19 protein-coding genes are annotated in these 23,343 nt (G+C 63.2%); 7 read left to right on the forward strand and 12 right to left on the reverse strand.

Annotated elements, in window-relative coordinates; genetic code table 11:
• Positions 1 to 237 precede the first annotated feature (237 nt).
• Positions 238 to 1,314: an S-methyl-5-thioribose-1-phosphate isomerase gene (gene mtnA, locus CAG11_RS13905; RefSeq protein ID WP_085596789.1), complete on the reverse strand. Its 1,077-nt coding sequence runs from the start codon at positions 1,312 to 1,314 to the stop codon at positions 238 to 240.
• A 110-nt stretch (positions 1,315 to 1,424) separates the two neighbouring features.
• On the opposite strand from mtnA, the gene CAG11_RS13910 reads away from it, so the two are divergent.
• The 5 genes from CAG11_RS13910 (at position 1,425) to CAG11_RS13930 (ending at position 6,283) form a co-directional block, all read left to right on the forward strand.
• Entirely contained in the window at positions 1,425 to 2,756 is a 1,332-nt protein-coding gene (locus CAG11_RS13910) for a TRZ/ATZ family hydrolase (protein WP_085596790.1), read from the forward strand.
• Between the two features lie 60 nt (positions 2,757 to 2,816).
• Entirely contained in the window at positions 2,817 to 3,515 is a 699-nt protein-coding gene (gene ubiG / locus CAG11_RS13915) for a bifunctional 2-polyprenyl-6-hydroxyphenol methylase/3-demethylubiquinol 3-O-methyltransferase UbiG (protein WP_022640126.1), read from the forward strand.
• A 3-nt stretch (positions 3,516 to 3,518) separates the two neighbouring features.
• Positions 3,519 to 4,190, forward strand: coding sequence for an N-acetylmuramic acid 6-phosphate phosphatase MupP (gene mupP / locus CAG11_RS13920; RefSeq protein ID WP_053133216.1), 672 nt, complete (start codon positions 3,519 to 3,521; stop codon positions 4,188 to 4,190).
• A gap of 56 nt (positions 4,191 to 4,246) precedes the next feature.
• Positions 4,247 to 4,987 (forward strand): YciK family oxidoreductase, encoded by a 741-nt coding sequence (locus CAG11_RS13925; protein WP_022640128.1) that lies wholly within the window; start codon positions 4,247 to 4,249, stop codon positions 4,985 to 4,987.
• 369 nt (positions 4,988 to 5,356) lie between these two features.
• The gene (locus CAG11_RS13930; RefSeq protein WP_085596791.1) at positions 5,357 to 6,283 is read left to right on the forward strand and encodes a GGDEF domain-containing protein; all 927 of its coding nucleotides are present in this window, start codon (positions 5,357 to 5,359) and stop codon (positions 6,281 to 6,283) included.
• A gap of 60 nt (positions 6,284 to 6,343) precedes the next feature.
• Here the strand turns inward: CAG11_RS13930 and CAG11_RS13935 are convergent, their stop codons facing one another.
• From CAG11_RS13935 to CAG11_RS13965, 7 genes are all read right to left on the reverse strand, one after another.
• Entirely contained in the window at positions 6,344 to 7,096 is a 753-nt protein-coding gene (locus tag CAG11_RS13935; protein WP_152898903.1) for a TenA family transcriptional regulator, read from the reverse strand.
• Between the two features lie 77 nt (positions 7,097 to 7,173).
• Positions 7,174 to 9,633 carry an EAL domain-containing protein gene (locus tag CAG11_RS13940; RefSeq protein ID WP_085596792.1) on the reverse strand — a complete coding sequence of 820 codons (2,460 nt, stop codon included), beginning with the start codon at positions 9,631 to 9,633 and terminating at the stop codon, positions 7,174 to 7,176.
• A 201-nt stretch (positions 9,634 to 9,834) separates the two neighbouring features.
• Positions 9,835 to 11,661 (reverse strand): ABC transporter ATP-binding protein, encoded by a 1,827-nt coding sequence (locus tag CAG11_RS13945; RefSeq protein ID WP_085596793.1) that lies wholly within the window; start codon positions 11,659 to 11,661, stop codon positions 9,835 to 9,837.
• Positions 11,654 to 12,256, reverse strand: coding sequence for a DsbA family protein (locus CAG11_RS13950; protein ID WP_172681653.1), 603 nt, complete (start codon positions 12,254 to 12,256; stop codon positions 11,654 to 11,656). Before CAG11_RS13950 ends, CAG11_RS13945 begins: the two co-directional genes overlap by 8 nt.
• Before the next feature lie 36 nt (positions 12,257 to 12,292).
• Positions 12,293 to 13,234 (reverse strand): rhodanese-related sulfurtransferase, encoded by a 942-nt coding sequence (locus CAG11_RS13955; RefSeq protein ID WP_053133227.1) that lies wholly within the window; start codon positions 13,232 to 13,234, stop codon positions 12,293 to 12,295.
• Positions 13,235 to 13,417: 183 nt separating this feature from the next.
• A complete protein-coding gene (locus CAG11_RS13960; RefSeq protein ID WP_085596794.1) occupies positions 13,418 to 13,714 on the reverse strand; it encodes a BolA family transcriptional regulator in 297 nt (98 codons plus the stop codon).
• Between the two features lie 12 nt (positions 13,715 to 13,726).
• Positions 13,727 to 14,242 (reverse strand): DUF2059 domain-containing protein, encoded by a 516-nt coding sequence (locus tag CAG11_RS13965; RefSeq protein ID WP_085596795.1) that lies wholly within the window; start codon positions 14,240 to 14,242, stop codon positions 13,727 to 13,729.
• 182 nt (positions 14,243 to 14,424) lie between these two features.
• Between CAG11_RS13965 and CAG11_RS13970 the strand changes: the two genes are divergently transcribed.
• Positions 14,425 to 15,819, forward strand: coding sequence for a class II fumarate hydratase (locus tag CAG11_RS13970; protein ID WP_085596796.1), 1,395 nt, complete (start codon positions 14,425 to 14,427; stop codon positions 15,817 to 15,819).
• A gap of 43 nt (positions 15,820 to 15,862) precedes the next feature.
• Here the strand turns inward: CAG11_RS13970 and CAG11_RS13975 are convergent, their stop codons facing one another.
• The 3 genes from CAG11_RS13975 to pap form a co-directional block, all read right to left on the reverse strand.
• Positions 15,863 to 16,822 (reverse strand): DMT family transporter, encoded by a 960-nt coding sequence (locus tag CAG11_RS13975; RefSeq protein WP_053133230.1) that lies wholly within the window; start codon positions 16,820 to 16,822, stop codon positions 15,863 to 15,865.
• Between the two features lie 155 nt (positions 16,823 to 16,977).
• Positions 16,978 to 18,162 carry a thiolase family protein gene (locus CAG11_RS13980; protein ID WP_085596797.1) on the reverse strand — a complete coding sequence of 395 codons (1,185 nt, stop codon included), beginning with the start codon at positions 18,160 to 18,162 and terminating at the stop codon, positions 16,978 to 16,980.
• A 99-nt stretch (positions 18,163 to 18,261) separates the two neighbouring features.
• Positions 18,262 to 19,776: a polyphosphate:AMP phosphotransferase gene (pap, locus tag CAG11_RS13985; protein ID WP_085596798.1), complete on the reverse strand. Its 1,515-nt coding sequence runs from the start codon at positions 19,774 to 19,776 to the stop codon at positions 18,262 to 18,264.
• 147 nt (positions 19,777 to 19,923) lie between these two features.
• Here pap and mnmC point away from each other — a divergent pair, with 147 nt between their 5' ends.
• A complete protein-coding gene (mnmC, locus tag CAG11_RS13990) occupies positions 19,924 to 21,900 on the forward strand; it encodes a bifunctional tRNA (5-methylaminomethyl-2-thiouridine)(34)-methyltransferase MnmD/FAD-dependent 5-carboxymethylaminomethyl-2-thiouridine(34) oxidoreductase MnmC (RefSeq protein WP_085596799.1) in 1,977 nt (658 codons plus the stop codon).
• 44 nt (positions 21,901 to 21,944) lie between these two features.
• Here mnmC and CAG11_RS13995 read toward each other — a convergent pair whose 3' ends face one another.
• Positions 21,945 to 23,042, reverse strand: coding sequence for an acyltransferase (locus CAG11_RS13995; RefSeq protein WP_085596800.1), 1,098 nt, complete (start codon positions 23,040 to 23,042; stop codon positions 21,945 to 21,947).
• Positions 23,043 to 23,343: the final 301 nt, after the last annotated feature.

Genomic DNA, 23,343 nt, shown 5'->3' on the forward strand with positions numbered 1-23,343 from the left:
ACATGGATTTGCGCAGTAGAGGTGACCGCGTCGGACCACCTTGGAAACCGCCGGATGTTATCACAATCGCCGCCACGCACCTATCCCCCTGATGCGCATGGAACGTAGCTAGTTGAGCGATGACCACCTGAAAGACGGCGACAGGGCCTCAGAGACCGACCCCCCTCCCGCCAACCCGGTTTTTTTCCTCCCGGCGATCACTTACCGGTCAATCCAGAGGCAGATGTCGACGCAGGATCAATGCAGGCGCTTGCGGCACAGCAATTGGGCCATCTTTGCCGCATCAGGACGCTCGACGATGCCCTTCTCCGTAACGATGACATCGATCAGGTCCGCCGGCGTGACGTCGAACACCGGATTGAAGACCTCCACCGCCGCCCCCACCGGCTTGCCACCCACCTCCAGCAGCTCCCGGGCGTCGCGCTCCTCAAGGGGAATGTCCTCGCCAGTGGCCAGGCTCATGTCGATGGTCGAGCTGGAGGCCACCACCATGAAGCGCACGCCATGGTGCATGGCGTTGACGGCCAACTGGTAGGTACCGATCTTGTTCGCCACATCGCCATTGGCGGCGATCCGGTCCGCACCGACCACCACCCAGGTCAGGCCCTTGGTCTTCATGATGTGCGCCGCCGCGGCGTCGGCGTTCAAGGTCACCGGCACGCCTTCGCTGGCAAGCTCCCAGGCAGTCAAACGTGAGCCTTGCAGCCAGGGCCGGGTTTCATCGACATAGACCCGCTCCACCATGCCCTCCAGCCAGGCTCCGCGAATCACCCCCAGGGCAGTGCCGAAGCCACCGCTGGCCAGGGCTCCGGTATTGCAGTGGGTCAGCAGGGCCTGCGGGTTGCCCTGGTATCGACGAATCAGCTCCACCCCGAGCTGGGCCATGGTCAGGTTGGCCTCGCGATCGCTTTCATGGATCGCCAGGGCCTCGACCTCCAGGGCAGCCAGAGGATCGGCATGTTCCCTGACCCGCTCCAGCCGCTCACGCATGTGGCGCAAGGCCCAGGAAAGGTTGACCGCCGTCGGCCGGGTGGTTTCAAGCAGTTCGAAGTCTGCATCGAGCGCGGCGATCCAGTCGCCACCGGCGGCAAAACGTGCGCGCGCGGCCAGGACCACACCATAGGCCGCACTGATGCCAATGGCCGACGCGCCGCGCACCGCCATCGCGCGAATGGCCTCGGCCACGGCAGCGACGCTGTCGCAGGCCAGCCAGGCCTCTTCAAGAGGCAAGGCCCGCTGATCGAGCAGGTACAGAGTGCCATCCCGCCAATCAATGGCCTTGACCTTCTCCGCAGCCAACAGACGATCGCGCATCCCTCACCCCGCACTCATGAACAAAAGCCGCCGATTATAGCGATCCCCCGGCGAAGACGCTCGGGTATACTTCGCCATCCTTTGTCTTTGAAGCCCTGGACCGATACTCGATGCCGAACCGTGAACCTGCGCTCGACCTCCTGCTGCTGCCCACCTGGTTGGTGCCCGTGGAGCCAGCCGGCGTCGTCCTCAAGGACCACGGCCTGGGCATCCGCGACGGTCGCATCGCCTTCATCGGGCCACGCAGCGAAGCCCTGAGACACCAGGCTGGCGAGGTCCGCGAACTGCCCGGCATGCTGCTCAGCCCGGGCCTGATCAACGCCCACGGGCATGCGGCCATGACCCTGTTCCGCGGCCTGGCCGATGACCTGCCACTGATGACCTGGCTGGAGAACCACATCTGGCCCGCCGAAGCCAAGTGGGTGGATGAAGCCTTCGTCCACGACGGCACGGACCTGGCCATCGCCGAGCAGATAAAAGGCGGCATCACCTGCTTCTGCGACATGTATTTCTTCCCCAAGGTCGCCAGCGAACGGGTCCATAACAGCGGCATTCGCGCCCAGATCGCCATCCCGGTACTGGACTTCCCGATTCCCGGTGCCCACGACGCGGCCGAAGCCATTCGCCAGGGCGTGGAACTGTTCAGCGATCTCAAGCATCACCCGCGTATCCGCATCACCTTCGGCCCCCATGCTCCCTACACCGTAGGCGACGAGAACCTGGAGAAGGTCCGCATGATCGCCGAGGAACTCGACGCCTCGATCCACATGCACGTGCACGAGACCGCGTTCGAGGTCCAGCAGTCCTTGGAGCGGCATGGCGAGCGACCGCTGGCCCGCCTCTCCCGGCTAGGCTTGCTGGGGCCACGCTTCCAGGCCGTTCATATGACCCAAATCAGCGATGAAGACCTGGCTTTGCTGGTAGAAACCAACACCAGCGTGGTTCATTGCCCGGAGTCCAACCTTAAACTGGCCAGCGGCTTCTGTCCGGTGGAGCGCCTGTGGCAGGCCGGGGTGAATGTCGCGGTGGGCACCGACGGCGCGGCCAGCAACAACGACCTCGATCTGCTCGGCGAAACCCGCACCGCAGCCTTGCTGGCCAAGGCCGTGGCGGGCTCGGCAACGGCACTGGATGCCCATCGCGCCCTGCGCATGGCCACCCTCAACGGCGCCAGGGCCATGGGCCTGGACGATGAAGTGGGCTCCCTGGAGCTCGGCAAGGCTGCGGACCTGGTGGCATTCGACCTGTCCGGGCTGGCCCAGCAACCGATTTACGACCCGGTGTCGCAACTGATCTACGCCACCGGCCGCGACTGCGTGACGCACCTCTGGGTGGCCGGCAAGCAGCTACTGGACAACAAGCGGCTAAGCCGCATGGACGAGCGCCAACTCGGCGAAACCGCCCGCGACTGGGCCCGGCGCATCAGCGGGCACGTCCAATAAACCCGGGCCTTGCGCAAGCGCGAGGCCCTACCGAATTCCTCAAGTTTTGGAGCACTACCCATGAGCAACGTCGACCACGCTGAAATCGCCAAGTTCGAAGCCCTGGCCCACCGCTGGTGGGACCGCGAAAGCGAGTTCAAGCCCCTGCACGATATCAATCCGCTGCGGGTCAACTGGATCGACGAACGGGTCGGCCTGGCCGGCAAGAAGGTCCTGGACGTCGGTTGCGGCGGCGGCATCCTCAGCGAAGCAATGGCCCAGCGTGGCGCTACCGTCACCGGGATCGACATGGGCGAGGCCCCGCTGGCGGTCGCCCAGCTGCACCAGCTGGAATCCGGGGTGAACGTCGAATACCGGCAAATCACCGCCGAGGCCCTGGCCGAGGAAATGCCCGAGCAGTTCGACGTGGTCACCTGCCTGGAGATGCTCGAGCACGTTCCCGATCCTTCGTCGGTGATCCGCGCCTGCTTCCGCATGGTCAAGCCCGGTGGCCAGGTGTTCTTCTCCACCATCAACCGCAACCCCAAGGCCTACCTGTTCGCCATCGTCGGTGCGGAATACATCATGAAGCTGCTGCCACGCGGCACCCATGACTTCAAGAAATTCATCCGCCCATCGGAACTCGGCGCCTGGAGCCGCGCCGCCGGCCTGACCGTCAAGGACATCATCGGCCTGACCTACAACCCGCTGACCAAGCACTACAAGCTGGCAGCCGACGTGGACGTCAACTACATGATCCAGACCCTGCGAGAGGAGTGAAACATGGCCATCAGAGCCGTTCTTTTCGATATGGATGGCACCTTGCTCGATACCGCGCCGGACTTCATCGCGGTCTGCCAGGGCATGCGCCGTGATCGCGGCCTGCCGCCCATCCCCGACCAGCACATCCGTGACGAAGTCTCGGGCGGTGCCCGGGCCATGGTGGCCGTGACCTTTTCCATGGACCCCGAATCCCCGGGATTCGAAGAGTTGCGCCAGGAGTTCCTCGAGCGCTACCTCGAGCATTGCGCAGTGCATAGCCGGTTGTTCGACGGCATGGAACAGCTGCTGGCCGACATCGAGCGAGCGAACCTGCCCTGGGGCGTGGTGACCAACAAGCCCGTGCGCTTCGCCGCGCCGATCATGGAGCAACTGGGACTGGCCGAGCGCTCGGCCCTGCTGATCTGCCCCGATCACGTGAAGAACAGCAAGCCGGATCCCGAACCACTGATCCTGGCCTGCAAGATGCTCGACCTGGACCCGTCCACCGTGCTGTTCATCGGCGACGACCTGCGCGATATCGAATCCGGCCGCGATGCCGGCACCAAGACCGCAGCCGTGACCTACGGCTACATCCACCCGGACGACAATCCCCGGCACTGGGGCGCAGATGTGGTGGTCAGCCACCCGCTGGAACTGCGCCAGGTCCTGGATAACGCATTGTGCAGCTGCTGAGCAGCGCCCTGCCCGACTGACTCCCGGGCAGGTTCCCATTTCCGCTGAGGCTTTTTATGTTTGATTACTCCGCCCGCCCCGAACTGCTCAAGGACCGGATCATCCTGGTCACCGGCGCCGGTCGCGGCATCGGCGCCGCCGCCGCCAAGACCTACGCCGCCCACGGCGCCACCGTGCTCCTGCTGGGCAAGACCGAGGCCAACCTGACCGAAGTCTACGACGCCATCGAGGCCGCCGGGCACCCGCAGCCCGTAGTGATCCCGTTCAACCTGGAAACCGCGTTGCCGCACCAGTACGACGAGTTGGCGGCCATGATCGAAGCCGAATTCGGTCGCCTCGACGGCCTGCTGCACAACGCCTCGATCATTGGCCCGCGCACACCGCTGGAACAGCTGTCGGGGGAGAACTTCATGCGGGTCATGCAAGTCAACGTCAACGCTACCTTCATGCTGACCAGCACCCTGCTGCCGCTGCTCAAGCTGTCCCAGGACGCTTCGGTGGTCTTCACCTCCAGCAGTGTCGGCCGCAAGGGTCGCGCCTACTGGGGCGCCTACGGGGTATCCAAGTTCGCCACCGAAGGCCTGATGCAAACCCTCGCCGACGAACTGGACACCGTCGCCCCGGTACGCGCCAACAGCATCAACCCCGGCGCCACCCGCACCAGCATGCGCGCCCTGGCCTACCCGGGTGAAAATCCCAGCAAGAACCCCCAGCCCGAAGAAATCATGCCGGTCTACCTCTATCTCATGGGCCCGGACAGCGCCGGCATCAACGGCCAGGCATTCGACGCTCAGTAACCCCCCGCCGTTCGTCGCGACGGAATACCGTCGCGACTCCTCGACAAGCCTCATCCGGCACGGACTTCAAGCCAAACAACCGTCGCCCCGGATGACGGCAATTTTTCGCATGCCTCCAAACCATTGAATTGAATGGACTTTTCTCAATCTGAACCGAATGGCACGAGTTTCGCTCTAAGAACACTCAACACACCGTGCCTTGGCACCGTGGAACATGGCTTTTATCGGGGCGTGGAAGCCCAAGATGAAGCGGCATAAAATGTGCGCGATTGTCCTACGGGACTGAAGGAACAGTACGACGCGCAGCTCCGAGCCGCTCTCACCCAGGCCAGTAAGACTTTACACAGTGCTCAGGGGGCGCAAGCTCAGATGAAGATTCCCACCCAGAACAACGCAATTGACTTTGACAGCGCCAAATTGCAACGCCTGGGCTTTACCCAACAGTCCCCACTGCTCAAGCAGCCTGTGAGCCTCACGCAGTTGCGCCAGCAACTGGGCCTGCAACTGCAGACCAGCCTGGAACCACAACGCATCCTGGGTCTGTTCTTTCGCGAAGTGCAGCGCCTGGTCCCCCTCGATGCCCTGCACTTCGCTTACACCCCCAGCGACCTGCGCCTGGAGTTCGGCCAGCGCGGCCATCACTCCATCAGCTACAGCCTCAGCCATGAAGGCGAGCCCATGGGCGAACTGGTCTTTCGTCGCAACCAGCGCTTCAGCGATAGCGAACAAGGCCACCTGGAATCCTTGCTCTCCACCCTGCTCTACCCGATGCGCAACGCCTTGCTATACCGCGCCGCCACACGCAGCGCCCTGCGCGACCCGCTGACCGACACCGGCAATCGCATCGCCATGGACCAGACCCTATCGCGAGAAATCGAGATGGCTCGGCGCCACCTGCTGCCGCTATCGCTGCTGATGCTTGATATCGACCACTTCAAGCGCATCAACGATAGCCATGGCCACAGCACTGGCGATGAGGTGCTCAAAAGCGTTGCCGCCTCCATCAAGGGACAATTGCGCAATGTGGACATGGTGTTTCGTTTCGGCGGGGAAGAATTCCTGATCCTGCTTTCCAACACCGGTCGCGAGGCTGCGGCGATGGTCGGGGAACGCCTGCGTAATGCTGCCCAGGCCCAGGAACATCGGGCCGATGGCAAGCTGATCGAACTGACCGTCAGCCTGGGCTGCGCCACGCTGCTGCCCGGGGAATCCGCTGAAAGCCTGTTGCGCCGCGCCGATAGCGCGCTTTACGTCGCCAAGCGCGAGGGTCGCAATCGCCTGGCCATGGCGGGCTAGGCGTCAAATATCGCCACAAGCGCTAGTCGCTTGTGGCGATCTGTCCTGCCAACTGCTGACTCAGCCCTCGGCCAGCGCCAGGCGCTCGCGAGTCACCGTGCTCTTTTCCAGCTGCATGCAGCGTTCCAGGAACAGGTACATATAGTCATAGCTCTTGCAGATCGCCTGACGCAGTTCGGCCTGCAGCGCCTTGCTCGGGTTCAACCCAGCCAGGGTGACGATGATCTCCAGCGCTTCCCAAGGGTGGGCATCGTCATACTGCGCGTGCATCTTCAGCCACTTCATGGCGCGCTTGCGATCTTCCTCGGGAAAGGACGCCGCATAGATGCCGTTGGAGCAGACCAGGGCCGACCACTCGCCGGTCGCCCCTTCGATGGCGTAGTTGGTGGCGGCGATCGCCACGATCAGCGAATCCGCCGAGCTGGTATGCCAGCACCAGTGGCTCAGGGCGTGCAGCTCCGGTGGCACCTGCTGGGCCTGCAGGTCTTCAAGGGTCACCCCGTGGGCCCGACTCCAGTGCACCCAGTAGTCGGCATGGTTGAGCTCGACGCGAATGTTGCGCATCAACCAGCGGCGCGCCATGTCTTCCCCGGGATGGCGGGCAAAGCGGGTCTTGGTCAGGTTCTGCGCCATGTACAGGGCGAACTGCTCGACCACCGGCCACCCACCGATCAGGTATTGGCGCATGACTTTCGGGCTGAGCTTGTTGTCTCGCATGCGCTGGTACAGCTCATGCTCTACGACGCGGCGCTTGCTCTCGCTGCAGTCCTGGATCAATTGCTGGGTCCAGGCGGGGTAACTGGCAGCTTCCATGAGCGGGCCGGTTCGGCTGAATGTGTCGATCACTGTCGGGCTCCTTTTGATTGTGATGTACGGATCCAAAGAAGGTTTCAGCGGAACGTGCCGGGCGCCTTGAGCAATACGGGCCGTGGCCGCACGGGTCGACACTGCAGGCTGTCACAGGTGAACAATTGCGGACGCTCGATGTTGTAGCCTTGAGCATAATCCACGCCGATCTCGAGCAGGGCCTGTTCGATCTGCGGCGTTTCGACGAATTCGGCAATCGTGCGCTTACCCATGACATGCCCGATATGGTTGATCACCTCGACCATGGCGCGGTTAATCGGGTCGTCCAGCATATCCTTTACGAAACTTCCATCGATCTTCAGGAAGTCTACAGGCAAATGTTTGAGATAAGCGAACGACGACATTCCCGCACAAAAGTCGTCCAGGGAAAAATGACAACCTAAGCCCTTGAGTTCGTTTATAAAACGAATCGCGCTGCCCAGATTGGCGATGGCGCTGGTTTCGGTAATTTCAAAACAGATCAGCTCCGGCGGTACCCGGTAGATGGCGAACTGCTCACGCAGGAAGTCGAGGAACTCGTCGTCGCCGATGGTGATCCCCGACAAATTGATCGCGCACATGGCCATCGGCCCTTCCCGGCCCTCTTCGATGCACTGGGCAACGATCTTGAATACGTTCTGTACTACCCAGCGATCCAGGGACGTCATCAGGCCATAGCGCTCGGCTGCCGGGATGAAACTGTCCGGCAGGATCATGCGCCCGGCCTCATCGTGCAGCCGCAGGAGGATCTCCAGATGGCCACCCTCTCCCTCCATGTGGCCCAGCGCGGTGATTTCCTGGGAGTACAGGCAGAAGCGGTTTTCCTCCAGCGCCATGTGCAGGCGCTGGACCCAGGCCATCTCGCCAAAACGCAGGGACAGCTCCGAGTCATCGGCATGGTAGACCTGCACTCGGTTGCGGCCCTTTTCCTTGGCCATGTAGCAGGCCATGTCCGCCGCGCGCAGGGAGGCCTCCAGGGTGGTCGGGGTCTGGGCGATATGTACCAGGCCGATGCTCACGGTGGTCACGAACGGCCGGCCCTTCCAGACGAAATGCAGGTTCTGCACGGTCTGGCGCAAGCCTTCGGCGATTTTCTCCGCAGCCTCCGGCGAGCAATTCTCCAGAAGGATGCCGAACTCGTCCCCACCCAGCCGGGCCAGGGTATCGCCCTCGCGCAGGCCCGACTGCAACAAGGCGCAGATATGCCGCAGCAATTCGTCGCCGGCGGCATGGCCGCAGGTGTCGTTGACCAGCTTGAACTGGTCCAGGTCCAGGAACATCAGCGCATGCCGCGCCGGTTGCCGGGCCAGGCCATACAGGGCCTGTTCCAGGCGGAATTCGAACTCGCGGCGGTTGGCCAGGCCAGTCAGGGCATCGTGGGTCGCCTGCCAGGACAGGTTGGCGATGTACTGCCGCTCCTGGGTCATGTCGTGCAGCACCAGCACCGCACCGCTGACCTTCCCGGCATTGCGGATCGGTGCCCCCACCAGCGTCACCGACACCGTGCTGCCGTCCAGGCGCTGGATCAGCTTGGAATGCTCGCTACCACCACTGAGCTGGCCGCTGAGAATATGCTCGATCAGCGTGAAACCATCGGCCTGGGCGTTTTCATCCAGCAGATTGAACAGTGCCGCCAGGGGCAAACCCACGGCCTGCGCAGCCTTCCAGCGAGTCAGTTCCTCCGCCGCCGGGTTCATGTAGGCGATGGCACCCTCGACATCCGTGGTGATTACCCCATCGCCGATGGACTGCAAGGTGATCTGCGCCCGCTCTTTCTCCAACTGCAGGGCGGTGGCGAAGGCATGGCGCTGGGCCAGCAGCTTGTGGGTGCGCAGCAAAGCCAGGCCGATCAGGAACAACGCCGTGGCCAGGTTGGTCACCAGCAGCAACCGCAAGATCACCCGCGAGCCCTCTCCAAGGGCATCGCTGAACGCCTTGGCCGCGGGGGTGACCCCGTCGTTGATAGCGAAGATTTCGCTCTTCCAGCGCTGGACATCGGCCTCGCTGGCATTGTTGCTACTGATGTGCTGGTGCATTTCCCGCGCCACCTGGTCCAGTTGCAACAGGTAGCGGTCGCCCACGGTCCAGCGGTCGATGGCTTTTTCAAGATAGCTGAAGTGCCGGAAGTTGAGGTACAGCCAGATCAGGCTGGCCACGTCGTCCGGGTGGTTGCCGCCCTTGAGGATCCCCAGGCGCGCTGCTTCCAGGTCTGGCGGCTGGCTGTCGAGCGCCACCCGCAGCTCATGCCCGCCCTGGGGCACGGCGATCGCGTTCTGGTATTTGAGGAAGGTGCCTTCGTCGCGGCTGTCGGCATACAGGCTGAGGTAGTAGATAGCGTCTTTCTGGCCCTTGGACCACAGGCTTTCGCCGGCGACGTAGCCACGCACCGCCGATAGCACATACAGGCTGAGGCCACCCAGGAGTGCCTGGAATACCACCACTGCAATGAAAGGCCAGACAATGCCCAACAACCGTGGCGTTGCGAAAGTCCGCTTTTGCTTCATGAGGGTCCTTGCTTCAGCACTGCCAAATGAACACCCAGTAGTCCCGCCTCAGACAGCACAGATTAGGCTAATTTCCCCCGTTTCGAGACCGGGCGAACGGCCGTTGGCTCGGGCCCTTTGCAAAAGGTCCCGAGCCAAGCCTGCTGAAGCGATCAATACATCTGGAAATTCAAGCACTAAGCACAGAAAGCCGGATAAAACTCAAGGCGCTCGAACTTGCTGCAAATGCCCATAAAGCTTGGCATAGAGGCCGCCATCGGCAATCAGCTGCTGATGGTCGCCATCTTCGGCGATCTGTCCGCCATCGAACACCAATACCCGGTCCGCCTGCTTCACCGCCGACAGGCGATGGGCAATGATCAGCGTAGTCCGGCCCTGCAAAAAGCGCGTCAGCGCCTGGTGCAGGTTGTATTCGGTGGCCGCATCCAGGGCGGAGGTGGCCTCATCGAGGATCACCACCTTGGGTTCGGCCAGGACCATCCGCGCAATCGCCAGGCGCTGGCGCTGCCCCCCTGACAGTCGTACCCCGGAACGTCCGACCACGGTGTCCAGCCCCTGGGGCAGGCTCCTCACCGTGACATCCAGCTGGGCGATCTCCAGCGCCTGCCAGCAGGCATTGTCGCTGCGCTCACGGCCCATGGTCAGGTTGGCCCGTACAGTGTCGTTGAACAGCGCTGGATGCTGCAGCACCACGGCCACGTTCTCGCGCACGGTCGCCAGGCCGATCTCCTCCTGGGTCGAGCCACCGAAGCGGATACTGCCGGCCTGCGGCGTGTACAGGCCAAGCAACAGTTGCACCAGGGTACTCTTGCCGCCGCCGCTGGCGCCGACGATCGCCACCTTCTCCCCCGGGGCGATGGACAGGTTCATGTTGTCCAGCACGCGCTCGTCGCCATAACCGAAGCTCAGCCCGCGCACCTCGATGCCCACGGTCTCGCGCCCCTGGAACGGGTCCACGCCACCGGCATATTGCGGCTCGTCGGCGCGCGCCAGCAGCTCGTTGATCCGGGTCAGCGCCCCGCCCGCGGCGTAATAGGCGTACTGCAGGTTCAGCAATTGCTCCACCGGCCCGATCATGAACCACAGGTAGCTGAACACCGCGAGCATCTGGCCGATGGACAGGTCGGAAAACAGCACGGTGAGCATCGCCACGGCGCGGAAGATATCGATGCCGAACTGGAACAACAGCCCGCTGGCCCGCCCCGAAGCGTCGCTTTTCCACTGCGAGGCCACCGCATAATCCCGCACCTCTTCGGCACGCCGCCCCAAGCGCCCGAGGAAGTAGCCCTGGCGATTGCCGGCACGGACTTCCTGGATCGCTTCCAGCGTCTCGGTCAGGGCCTGGGTGAAGCGCGAGGTGCTGTCGTTCTCCAGCTTCTTCAGGTGCTTGACCCGCTTGCCCAGTTGCACCGTGGCGAAAATCACCAACGGGTTGAACAGCAGGATCAGCAATGCCAGTTTCCAGTGCATCCACATCAGGATCCCGGCGGTGCCCACCAGGGTCAGCATGGCCACCAGGAAACGACTCAGGGTCTCGCCGACGAACTTGTCTACGGTGTCCAGGTCGGTCACCAGGTGGCTGCTGACCGTGCCGCCACCCAGGCTTTCATACTCACCCAGGGAGATGCGCTTGAGTCGCTCGATCAGGCGGATGCGGATGCGATAGACGATGTCCTTGGCCAGGCCGGCGAACAATCGGGCCTGGACCACGTTGAACACCAGGGCCGCGCAACGCAGGATCAGGGTCGCCAGCAGCATCAGGCCGATATAGCCAGCGGCGCTATGCCAGGAAGCCGGCAGCAACAGCCGCATCACCTGCAACGCGGCATCGCCATGCCCCAGCAGCACTTCGTCCACCAGCAACGGCAACAGCAAGGGGATCGGCACACTGCACAGGGTCGCCAGGACGGCGACGCCATTGGCGATCCACAGGGATTTCTTGTGTTGCAGGGCCAGGCGGCGGATTTCCGCCCAGCTCAGACGATCGACGGTTTTGCCGCTGGCGCCTGGATCGACCGGCTCAGGCACTGGCAGCGCGCTCCAGCCAGCGCCCCAGCAACGGCGAGAGTTCGCCAAGTGGCTGGTAGCCGTTGGTCAGCAACGCCAGTTGGCCGTTGCGCTCGGCCAGCATGGTGGGGAACCCGGCGATGCCCAGGTCCTGGACCCAGGTGAAGTCCGCCGCCGTGGCCGCATGCTGCTCGGCGCGGTCGAAAGCCTCGGCGAATTCGATGCGCGGCACTCCGGCCCGCTCGGCCAGTTCCACCAACACACTGGCCAGGGTCACATCCCGGCCCTCGACATAGAACGCCCGCTGGATCAAACCCAACAGCTTCCAGGCGCAATCCGGCGCCAGGCCACGCGCAGTGACGATGGCCCGGCAAGCCGGTTCGGTGTCATAGACGAATCCGTCGGGCAACGCCCCCTCGAACTTGAATGCCTGGCCGGTGGCCTGGTGCACCGCCTGCCAGTGTTCGAGGATGTAGCGCCGGGTCGTGGGCTCCAGGGCCGCGCCGCTGCCAGTGCGCAGGCCGCCCACTACCAGGTGCAGCTCGACGCCGGCAGCTTGTGCCTGCTCCACCAGGGCCTCGGCCACCGGAGCGAAGCCCCAGCACCATGAACACATCGGGTCCATCACATAGAGCAGGCGGGCGGACATGGCTCAGGCCTCGGAGGATGTTTGCTTGTAGTTGTAGCCGATCGGGTGCGGCTGGTTGCGAGCCTTGGCCAACTCGATCTGTTTCTGCCGGTCGATGGCGCTGCGGCGAGTCTTCTCGCTCAACGTGTCCCAGCAATGGGGGCAACTGATGCCCGGCACGTAGTGCTCGGAGGTACGATCCTCGACGCTCACCGGAGTCCGGCAGGCATGACATTGATCGTAGTCGCCTTCGCTCAGGTCGTGGCGCACGGTGACCCGGTTGTCGAACACGAAGCAGTCGCCCTGCCACTTGCTCTCTTGCTGCGGCACTTCCTCGAGGTACTTGAGGATCCCGCCCTTGAGGTGGAACACCTCGCCGAAACCTTCGCTGAGCATGTAGCTCGAAGCCTTCTCGCAGCGAATGCCGCCGGTGCAGAACATCGCCACTTTCTTGTGCTTGCTGGGGTCGAAGTTGGCCCGGATGTAGTCCGGGAACTCGCGGAAGGTGGTGGTCTTCGGATCGATGGCGCCTTCGAAGGTACCGATGGACACCTCGTAGTCGTTGCGAGTGTCGATCAGCAGGACCTCCGGGTCGCTGATCAGGGCGTTCCAGTCCTGGGGCTCGACGTAGGTCCCGACTTGCTTGTTCGGGTCCACGCCCGGCACGCCCAGGGTGACGATTTCCTTCTTCAGCTTGACCTTGGTGCGGTAGAACGGCTGCTCGTCGCAGTACGACTCCTTGTGATCGATGTCGTGCATGCGCGGGTCGTTCTTGAGCCAGGCCAGCAGGCCGTCGATGCCTTCACGGCTGCCGGAAACCGTGCCATTGATGCCTTCCTCGGCAATCAGCAGGGTGCCCTTGATGCCGTTATCGAGCATGGCCTGCAGCAGGGGCTCGCGCAGGCTGACGTAATCTTCGAGGGTGACGAACTTGTACAGTGCCGCCACGACTATGGGTTGAGTCATGGGTAATCTCCAGGTGGCTACCCTCGTAAAGGGTGAACCGGATGCAAAAAAAACGCGCCGGCTAAGCGGCGCGTTGCGGATTGTAACAGGAAGCCGGCGGCAAGCTCCAAGTCTCGAGCCGCAAGCAAGCAGCCGAGCCGGGAATCTGCAGCCAGAGCTCGCCGCCGGCCTAAGCCGCGACGCCTAGGGATGGCCCCCGGCGCAGGTCGGCGAGGCCGGGGCCGCGCCGATCGTTTCCCACTCCTGGGGCGTGTAGGTATGCAGCGCCAGGGCATGGAACTGGCCCATCAGCTCACCCAGGGTGGCGTAGACCTTCTGGTGGCGCTTGACGCTGTTGAGGCCGGCGAACTGCTCGCTGACCAACACCGCCTTGAAGTGGGTTTCCTGGCCACGGCTATGCATGTGGCTTTCGTCCAGCACTTGCAGGTGCGCAGGCTGCAAGCCCGCCAGCGCCGTTTCGATCCGTTGTTGCATGATCATCGCGGGCTCCGCTTACTTCTTCTTCGCCGGAGCGGCCTTGGGCTCGAGCTCGGCGGTCATGTCGGCCAGCAGCTTGTTCACCACCGGCACTGCGCTTTCCAGCTTGCCCTGGGTCATCTGCGCCGATTGCTGGGTCAGCTGGGGCATCTTCTCCAGGACCTTCTTGCCCAGTGGCGACTGGTAGAAAGCCACCAGGTCCTTGAGCTCCGACTCACTGAAATTGCTGGTGTAGAGCTTGACCATGTCGGGTTTCAGCTTGTTCCAGCCGATGGCCTGGTCCAGGGCGGCGTTGGCCTTGGCCTGGTAGGTTTCGAGCAGCGCACGCTTGGATTCCGGAGCCTTGGTCTGCTCGAAACGCTGGGCGAACATCTGCTGCACTTGCATGTAGACCGGGGTACCGAGCTTGTCCGCATGGGCCAGGGTCAGGAAAGCCTCGGCACTGGCGTTGTGGCTGGCGGTATCGGCAAGAACCTGGCCGCTGGCACAGACCAGAACAACCGCGGAACAGAGGGCACGAAGACGGGTCATCGAGTTTCCTTTTCTAGCAGGCGAGGTAGAACCCCAAGGGCGCCCATTCTGCGCCTATTGCTCCGCGTCCCTCAACCCCACCCGGTTTTGCCCGGGCCAATAGCCGGGATAAATCCCTCCAAGGGAACCCGAGCCTCGGATCAGGGCCTAAACTGGCCAGTCAGACTAGGAGGATCGCCACGATGAATCGAATCGAAACTGACAGCCTGGGCCAGGTTGAAGTCCCGCAGGAAGCCTACTGGGGCGCTCAGACCCAACGCTCGCTGGTCAACTTCGCCATCGGTACCGAACGCATGCCGCTGTCGGTCCTGCACGCCCTGGCGCTGATCAAGAAAGCCGCGGCCCGGGTCAACAACCGCAACGGCGACCTGCCCGCGGATATTACCCGGCTGATCGAACAGGCCGCCGACGAAGTGTTGGCCGGCGAGCACGACGACCAGTTCCCACTGGTGGTGTGGCAAACCGGCAGCGGCACCCAGAGCAACATGAACGTCAACGAAGTGCTGGCCGGACGGGCCAACGAGCTGGCGGGCAACCCCCGCGGCGGCAAGGCGCCGGTGCACCCCAACGATCACGTCAACCGTTCCCAGAGCTCCAACGACTGCTTCCCCACCGCCATGCACATCGCCACCGCCCAGGCCGTGCAATTCCAGCTGCTGCCGGCCATCGCCGAACTCTCCGGTGGCCTGGCCGAGCTGTCGGCGCGGCACATGAAGCTGGTGAAGACCGGACGCACCCACATGATGGATGCCACGCCGATCACCTTCGGCCAGGAACTCTCGGCCTTCATCGCCCAGCTGAGCTACGCCGAGCGAGCGATCCGCAGTGCCCTGCCGGCGGTCTGCGAACTGGCCCAGGGCGGCACCGCCGTGGGTACCGGGCTGAACTCGCCCCACGGTTTCGGCGAAGCCATCGCCGCCGAGCTCGCCGCCCTCTCCGGCCTGCCGTTCGTCACCGCGCCCAACAAATTCGCCGCCCTGGCCGGCCATGAGCCACTGACCGCCCTGTCCGGGGCCCTGAAGACCCTCGCGGTGTGCCTGATGAAGATCGCCAACGACCTGCGCCTGCTGGGCTCGGGGCCGAGGGCCGGCCTGGCGGAGGTCAAGCTGCCGGCCAACGAGCCGGGCAGTTCGATCATGCCCGGCAAGGTCAACCCGACCCAGTGCGAAGCCTTGTCGATGCTGGCCTGCCAGGTCATGGGCAACGATACCGCCATCGGTTTCGCCGCCAGCCAGGGCCATTTGCAGTTGAACGTGTTCAAGCCGGTGATCATCCACAACCTGCTGCAATCGATCCGCCTGCTGGCCGATGGCTGCAGCAACTTCCACCAGCACTGCATCACGGGCCTGGAGCCCGATCCGGTGCAAATGGCCGCCCACCTGGAGCGCGGCCTGATGCTGGTGACAGCGCTCAACCCGCATATCGGCTACGACAAGGCCGCCGAGATCGCCAAGAAGGCCTACGCCGAGAACCTGACCCTGCGCGAAGCGGCTCTGGCACTGGGTTACCTGGACGATGCGCAGTTCGACGCCTGGGTCCGCCCGGAAAACATGCTGGAAGCCGGAAAACAGGGCTGACATCCAGAGCGGGCGGCGGGTTTCATGCCGCCGCCCGTGATCGTCACCTGGCGCCACCGCGCCGACGCCGTGCCCGCAACCCCTCGATCAGCGACGGCCCCAGGGCCGTCAGCGCCGAACCCAGCACCACCAGCAACGCACCGCCATAACCCAGGCCGTTGATCTGTTCCGCGTGCACGTACTCCGGCCACATCCAGGCCGCCCAGGCCACGGCGGCGAAGGTCACCAGTGGGGTGATGGCCAGGGTCGCGCTGACCCGCGATGCCTCCCAATGGGCCAGGGCTTCGGCAAACGCGCCATAGGCCACCAGGGTATTGAGGCAGCAGGCCAGCAACAGCCAACCTTGCAATGGCGTCAGCGCCAGAACCTCCAACGGATGAACCCAGGGCGTGAGCAGCAAGGCGCAGGACAGGTAGATCACCATCATCACCTGCAATGAATTCCACACACTCAACAACTGCTTCTGGCCCAGGGCATAGAAGGTCCAGACCGCCGATGCCGCCAGCACGGTGAGCACGCCAGCGGTGTAGTCGCCCAGGGACGTCAGCAACTCGGCCAGGCGCTGGTTGAAGAACAACCCGAACCCCACCAGCAACACCAGCAGGCCCAGGCCCTGCCCCAGGCTGAAGCGCTCCTTGAACACCAGCACACTGGCGACCAGCAACAGGATCGGCCCCATCTGCACCACCAGTTGCGCGGTGCCCGGGCTCAATAGGTTCAGGCCCATCAGGTACAGCACGTAGTTGCCCACCAGGCCACCCACCGCAAGCGGCACCAGCCAGGCGCCCCGCGGCCCGAGCCGACGCCAGTCGGGCAGGCGTCGCACCGCCGCCAGGTAGACCAGCAGGCACCCGCCGGACACCAGCAGGCGGAACCAGGTCACGGTGACCGGATCCATCGCTTGCAGCACTTGCTTGAGCTTGATGGGCAGGATGCCCCAGAGCACCGCGGTCACCAATGCGAGGAACAGGCCATAGGCCCAACGACCGGATGAAACATGCATGCCACCCCCACAAAACCTGCCAGCGACGGGCACATTCTAGGGCCGCAGCCCGGGGCGACACAGCGGCCGTGAACGACCGCGCGCAAACAGGACAGTCCAGGTCGCAAACACGCAAGCCGGCCCCATCGGAGCCGGCTGGTATAGCGGCAACAGGCCTAGCGCACGGCCTCGAACAGCCCGGTGGCGCCCATGCCGCCCCCCACGCACATGGTGACGATGCCGTAGCGCAAGTTGCGCCGCTGCAGCTCGCGCACCAGGTGTCCGACCTGGCGCGAGCCGGTCATGCCATAGGGGTGGCCGATGGCGATCGAGCCGCCATTGACGTTGTAGCGGGCGTTGTCGATTTCCAGGCGCTCGCGGGCATACAAGCACTGGGACGCGAAGGCCTCGTTGAGTTCCCACAGGTCGATGTCGGCGATGCTCAGGCCCTTGGCCTTGAGCAGCTTGGGCACCGAGAACACCGGGCCGATGCCCATTTCGTCCGGCTCGCAGCCGGCCACGGTGAAGCCACGGAAAAACGCCTTGGGCTTGAGTCCCAGGGCCAGTGCCCGCTCCAGGCTCATCACCAGGGTCATCGAAGCCCCATCGGAGAGCTGCGAGGAGTTGCCAGCGGTCACCGAACCATCCTCGGCGAACACCGGCTTGAGCGCCGCCAGGTTCTCCAGGGTGGTGTCCGGGCGGTTGCAGTCGTCGCGATCCACCACGCCATCGAGGATCTGCACCTGCCCGGTGTTCTTGTCCTCGACCCTGTACTTGACCGCCATCGGCACGATCTCGTCGTCGAACAGGCCGGCGGCCTGGGCCTGGGCGGTGCGCTGCTGGCTCTGCAGGGCGTAAAGGTCCTGGCTCTCGCGACTGACCTTGTAGCGCCGGGCCACCACCTCGGCGGTCTGGCCCATGGGGAAATAGATGCCCGGCACCTGTTCCTTGAGCAACGGGTTGATCAGGTTGTCGGTATTGACGCTCTTCATGGTCAGGCTGATGGACTCCACCCCGCCGGCGACGATGATGTCGCTGCAGCCGGAGGCGATCTGGTTGGCGGCAATGGCGATCGCCTGCAACCCCGAAGAGCAGAAACGGTTGAGGGTCATGCCCGCGGTGCCGGTGCCCAGGGCCGAAAGCACGGCGACGTTGCGCCCGATGTTGTAACCCTGGGCCCCTTCGTTGGAGCCGGCGCCGACGATGCAATCCTCGACGCTGGCCGGGTCGATGCCAGTGCGCGCCAGCAGCGCATTGACACAATGGGCGGCCATGTCGTCCGGACGGGTCTGGTTGAACTTGCCGCGAAAGGACTTGGCCAGGCCAGTCCGCACGCTGTCGACTATCACCACTTCACGCATGACGCTCTCCTTGTTGTTGCCAGCTCAAGAGCGTCGAGCATAGATCCGCGGCCAACCGGCCGCGACGATCATTCATTGGCCGTATGCGTGGCCATCGGCCTACTTCTTGTGTTTCTTGTCGTGCCGGTCGCTGCGCTCGAACGCCTCTTCCAGGGTCCGGTTGATGGTGCGCAGGACCTTGACCCGGGCCCAGCGCTTGTCGTTGGCCTCCACCAGGGTCCAGGGCGCCACTTCGGTACTGGTACGGTCGACCATGTCGCCCACCGCAGTACGGTAGTCGTCCCACTTGTCGCGGTTGCGCCAGTCGTCCTCGGTGATCTTGAAGCGTTTGAAGGGGATCTCTTCGCGCTCCTGGAAACGCTCCAGCTGGGTGTCCTTGTCGATGGCCAGCCAGAACTTCACCACGATCACCCGGGCATCGGCCAACTGCTCCTCGAAGTCGTTGATCTCGCTGTAGGCCCGCAGCCAGTCGGCCGGGCTACAGAAGCCCTCGACCCGCTCCACCAGCACCCGGCCGTACCAGGAACGGTCGAAGATGGTGAACTTGCCCCGGGCCGGGATCTGCCGCCAGAAACGCCAGAGGTAGGGCTGCGCGCGCTCGTCTTCGGACGGCGCGGCGATCGGCACGATGCTGTATTGGCGTGGGTCCAGCGCCGCCGCCACCCGGCGGATGGCGCCGCCCTTGCCCGCCGCATCGTTGCCCTCGAACACCGCCACCAGGGCGTGCTTGCGCATGCGCTTGTCACGCAACAGGCCGGCCAGGCGCGCCTGCTCGGTGATCAGTTGCTCCTCGTAGTCGTCCTTGTCCAGGTGCTGGGTCATGTCCAGGCTGTCCAGCAGGCTCAGCTGGTCCACCGCCGGCGGCAACGGCGCGGCGTTGACCTGGGCCGGCTTGAGCGGCTTGCGAGCCAGGGCGCTCTGCAAGCCCTCGAGCAGGATTCGGCCCACGGTAAGGCTGCGGTAATGCGGGTCCACGCCTTCGATCACATGCCAGGGCGCGTAGTCGCGGCTGGTGCGGCGCAACACTCGCTCGCCGTACTTGACGAACTTGTCGTAGGTCTCCGATTGCTGCCAGTCCAGCGGGCTGATGCGCCAGCTGTGCAGCGGATCGTCCTGCAGGGCCTTGAGCCGGGCCTTCATCTGCTTCTTGGACAGGTGGAACCAGAACTTGAAGATCAGCGCGCCCTCATCGCAAAGCATCTTCTCCAGGCGCTCGGCAGCATTGATCGCCTGGTCCAGGCGCGGGTCCTTGATCTGCCCATGCACCCGCCCCTGGAGCATCTGGCTGTACCAGTTGCCGAAAAACACCCCCATGCGCCCCTTGGCCGGGAGCATGCGCCAATAGCGCCAGGCCGGTGGCCGCGACAGCTCCTCGTCGGTCTGCTGGTCGAAGGTGCGCACCTCGATCAGGCGCGGGTCCATCCATTCGTTGAGCAGCTTGACCGTCTCGCCCTTGCCCGCCCCTTCCACGCCATTGATCAGCACGATCACCGGGAATCCGGCCTTCTGACGCAACTCGAACTGCGCCTCGAGCAAGGCTTCACGCAGGGCCGGCACTTCGGCGTCGTAGGTTTCCTTGTCGATGGCGTGACCGATTTCAGCGGATTCGAACATGGGTGGCTCCCTTCCAAGAATTTTCCAAGACTAGCGGATGGACCTCGGCCAGGGAAAACAAATCCAGAAGCGCCAACGGCTTGCCATGGATCAAGCGCCGACCCAGTGATCGGCTAGAATGGCCGCCTTGCGCCACATGAGCCGAACATGACAGCAGAACTGCCCTACGCCCAGCTCGACTGGGACGACCAAGGACGCCCGCGCTCGCGGGTCTTCGACGATGTGTATTTCTCCAGCGACTCGGGACTGGATGAAACCCGCCACGTCTTCATCGAACAGAACCGCCTGGGGGAACGCTTCGCCGCCCTGGCCGCCGGCCAGCGCTTCGTCATCGGCGAGACCGGCTTCGGCACCGGGCTGAACTTCCTCTGCGCCTGGCAACTGTTCCGGCAACAAGCGCCGGCCGGCGCGCGCCTGCATTTCGTCAGCGTCGAAAAGTACCCCCTGAACCACGCCGACCTGCAACGGGCCCTGGGCCTGTGGCCGGAGCTGGCCGACCTGGCGCAGCCGCTCTTGGTGCAGTACCAGGCGATCCACGGTGGTTTCCAGCGCCTGGTCCTGGACCAGGGCCGGGTCATCCTGACCCTGTTGATCGGCGATGCCCTGGAGCAACTGCCGCAACTGGACGCCCAGGTGGACGCCTGGTTCCTCGACGGTTTTGCCCCGGCGAAGAACCCCGAGATGTGGACCGCCGAGCTGTTCGCCGAACTGGCCCGCCTGGCTGCACCGGGCGCAAGCATCAGCACCTTCACCAGCACCGGCTGGGTGCGGCGCCTGTTGAACGCCGCGGGCTTCAAGATGAAGCGCACCCCGGGCATCGGCCGCAAATGGGAAGTGCTGCGCGGCGAGTTCCTCGGCTGGCCCGAAGGAACTCCCGCTCCGGCCGCAGCCAAGCCCTGGTTCGCCCGCCCACCACGACAAGACAAGAGCGCCCTGGTGATCGGCGGCGGCCTGGCTGGCTGCTCCAGTGCCGCCAGCCTGGCTGCCCGTGGCTGGCAGGTACGACTGCTCGAACGCCATGGGCAACTGGCCCAGGAAGCCTCGGGCAATCCCCAGGGCGTGCTCTACCTCAAGTTGTCGGCCCACGGCACGGCGTTGTCGCAGATGATCCTCAGCGGCTTCGGCTACACCCGCCGCCAGCTCGAACACCTGCAACGAGGCCTGGACTGGGACGGCTGCGGCGTCCTGCAACTGGCGTTCAACGCCAAGGAAGCCGAACGCCAGGCGCAACTGGCCGCGGCCTTTGCCCACGACTTGCTGCACATCCTGGACCGCGAGCAAGCCCAGGCCCGGGCCGGCATTGGCCTGGAATACGGCGGATTGTTCTTCCCCGAAGGAGGCTGGGTCCATCCGCCGGCGCTGTGCCAATGGCAAGCCGCGCATGCAGGTATCCAGGTCCTGGCCCATCGGCAGGTGCTGGAACTGCGCCGGGTCGACCAACAATGGCAGGCTTGGGACGGCGAGCAGCTACTGGCCAGCGCCGCCGTGGTGATCCTCGCCGGCGCGGCCGAGATCAAGCAGTTTCCCGCCAGCGCCGAGTTGCCCCTCAAGCGCATCCGTGGGCAGATCACCCGCCTGCCGCAAACGGCACGCAGCCAGGCCCTGGCCACGGTGGTCTGCGCCGAAGGCTATGTCGCCCCACCCCGGCTGGGGGAACACACCCTGGGCGCCAGCTTCGACTTCCACAACCAGGACCTGGCCCCGACCACCGCCGAGCATGCGGGCAACCTGGAGATGCTGCGGGAGATCTCCAACGATCTGCTGCAACGCCTGGACGCCGAGCACCTGCCGCTGGAAGAGCTGCAAGGCCGTGCGGCCTTTCGCTGCACCAGCCCGGACTACCTGCCCATCGTCGGCCCGCTGGCGGACCGCGCTGCCTTCGCATGCACCTATGCCGCCCTGGGCAAGGACGCCCGCCAAGTACCGGACCTGCCCTGCCCCTGGCTCGAAGGCTTGTACATCAATAGCGGCCATGGCTCGCGCGGCTTGATCACCGCACCGTTATCCGGGGAACTGCTGGCCGCTTGGCTGGAAGACGAACCCCTGCCACTGCCCAGGAGCGTGGCCGAGGCCTGCCATCCGAACCGCTTCGCCCTGCGCCGGCTGATTCGCGGCAAGGCCTGAGCCAATCCGCGGGGCCGCTGCCGCCAGCGGCTCCACTTGCGGAACTAGCGGGCCGCATCGGGCAAGCTGGACACTGTTGCTGGTTGAGAAAATTTGTCTTTAAGCCGTAGAAAATGAACTTCAAACAGGTAATAAGAGGCTATTGAAACAATGTAAGCCAGTATCAACGAGCATAGCACCATGACCGGATAGGATAGGATGCCGGGATACTTCAACGCTGCCTTCTCCATGACAATGAACAAGACAAAGTGCCAGACGTACAAGCCGTAGCTGATTTTCCCGGTAAACGCAAAAACCCGAAACTCCATGAGCTTGGCAAGCAACTTTCCCTTGCCATTGGCGAGAAGCCAAACCGGTAGCCCGAAAACAAAAGCAAGTGCGGTAAACATGTATGGTGCGCAACGCACCCAGTCCTGTGGATTCCAGAAGGCTTCGAGCCCTAGTTTACTTATGGAATACATCAACAGGGCACAGCCGACGACAAAAAGAGAATACACGATTCGCGCACCAAAATGACCGATGTTGAAAAAGGCGATGAGCGCACCGTAGGCCATCATGTCCAGGCAACTGAGCAGTGTTACGTTTGCCATGTATACATTGTCGAACATGGCAACGATCAAATACCTGGAAATGGGTGCAACCACGATCAAAAGAGCACAGAGCCAGGCAAGGCTCCTACGTCCGACAAAATAAATTACAAATGGCCATATCAGGTAAAACTGCTCTTCCACGGCAAGCGACCATGTATGAGCCACCATTCCCGGAATATTACCTGCTTCAAAAAGTTGTCTGCCAATTTGATAATTCTGTAAATACACCAGGTACCACGCATACCCTTCAGTTGGACGACTAAGTACTAACAGAAAGATAAAGTTAATGAAAATATAAGCATAGAACAAAGGAAATATTCGCAATGTGCGCTTAAGATAGAACACACGCAAGTACTCTAAAAGGCTTACATCACGACTATTGATCAAGATCCTCGTAATCAGAAAGCCAGACAGCACAAAAAAAAGAGGGACCCCAGACCAACCGAGCGAAAAACCTGGGATCTTCAAATGAAAAAACATAACGAGAAGGATAGCCACCCCACGCACACCATCTAGCGCCGGAATATGTTTGATTCCAACTTTTGAACTCATTCATTCACCAATTCAGTTAACAAATAGCTGCTTTATCATCGATTCGACACAAGCTACCCCGACTGATGAAACTCCAGGGCCATAGGTCACCGATAGGTTGAACATTCTCGCGAACGTGCCGGTCCTGGTCCCAACTGGCTGATCACGCTCGTAGGTGCTGCTTAACTCTGCACTCAGCATGAGTCATAAATAGCGGCACTAGCCTGACTATGAACACATTCCGCCCAGGCCAGAATCGTAACCGAGACTCGTCTCAGAACAACTCGTCCAACCCCGACTAATGCGTTGCTTGACCGAAAAC

The sequence above is a fragment of the Pseudomonas sp. B6(2017) genome (assembly GCF_002112765.1).
GTDB lineage: Bacteria > Pseudomonadota > Gammaproteobacteria > Pseudomonadales > Pseudomonadaceae > Aquipseudomonas > Aquipseudomonas piscis.

Coding starts and splice junctions, on each gene's coding strand:
- mtnA (WP_085596789.1), bottom strand. CDS start 1,314: ATGCGCGATCGTCTGTTGGCTGCGGAGAAGGTCAAGGCCATTGATTGG.
- CAG11_RS13910 (WP_085596790.1), top strand. CDS start 1,425: ATGCCGAACCGTGAACCTGCGCTCGACCTCCTGCTGCTGCCCACCTGG.
- ubiG (WP_022640126.1), top strand. CDS start 2,817: ATGAGCAACGTCGACCACGCTGAAATCGCCAAGTTCGAAGCCCTGGCC.
- mupP (WP_053133216.1), top strand. CDS start 3,519: ATGGCCATCAGAGCCGTTCTTTTCGATATGGATGGCACCTTGCTCGAT.
- CAG11_RS13925 (WP_022640128.1), top strand. CDS start 4,247: ATGTTTGATTACTCCGCCCGCCCCGAACTGCTCAAGGACCGGATCATC.
- CAG11_RS13930 (WP_085596791.1), top strand. CDS start 5,357: ATGAAGATTCCCACCCAGAACAACGCAATTGACTTTGACAGCGCCAAA.
- CAG11_RS13935 (WP_152898903.1), bottom strand. CDS start 7,096: ATGGAAGCTGCCAGTTACCCCGCCTGGACCCAGCAATTGATCCAGGAC.
- CAG11_RS13940 (WP_085596792.1), bottom strand. CDS start 9,633: ATGAAGCAAAAGCGGACTTTCGCAACGCCACGGTTGTTGGGCATTGTC.
- CAG11_RS13950 (WP_172681653.1), bottom strand. CDS start 12,256: ATGTGTTCATGGTGCTGGGGCTTCGCTCCGGTGGCCGAGGCCCTGGTG.
- CAG11_RS13955 (WP_053133227.1), bottom strand. CDS start 13,234: ATGACTCAACCCATAGTCGTGGCGGCACTGTACAAGTTCGTCACCCTC.
- CAG11_RS13960 (WP_085596794.1), bottom strand. CDS start 13,714: ATGATCATGCAACAACGGATCGAAACGGCGCTGGCGGGCTTGCAGCCT.
- CAG11_RS13965 (WP_085596795.1), bottom strand. CDS start 14,242: ATGACCCGTCTTCGTGCCCTCTGTTCCGCGGTTGTTCTGGTCTGTGCC.
- CAG11_RS13970 (WP_085596796.1), top strand. CDS start 14,425: ATGAATCGAATCGAAACTGACAGCCTGGGCCAGGTTGAAGTCCCGCAG.
- CAG11_RS13975 (WP_053133230.1), bottom strand. CDS start 16,822: ATGCATGTTTCATCCGGTCGTTGGGCCTATGGCCTGTTCCTCGCATTG.
- CAG11_RS13980 (WP_085596797.1), bottom strand. CDS start 18,162: ATGCGTGAAGTGGTGATAGTCGACAGCGTGCGGACTGGCCTGGCCAAG.
- pap (WP_085596798.1), bottom strand. CDS start 19,776: ATGTTCGAATCCGCTGAAATCGGTCACGCCATCGACAAGGAAACCTAC.
- mnmC (WP_085596799.1), top strand. CDS start 19,924: ATGACAGCAGAACTGCCCTACGCCCAGCTCGACTGGGACGACCAAGGA.
- CAG11_RS13995 (WP_085596800.1), bottom strand. CDS start 23,042: ATGAGTTCAAAAGTTGGAATCAAACATATTCCGGCGCTAGATGGTGTG.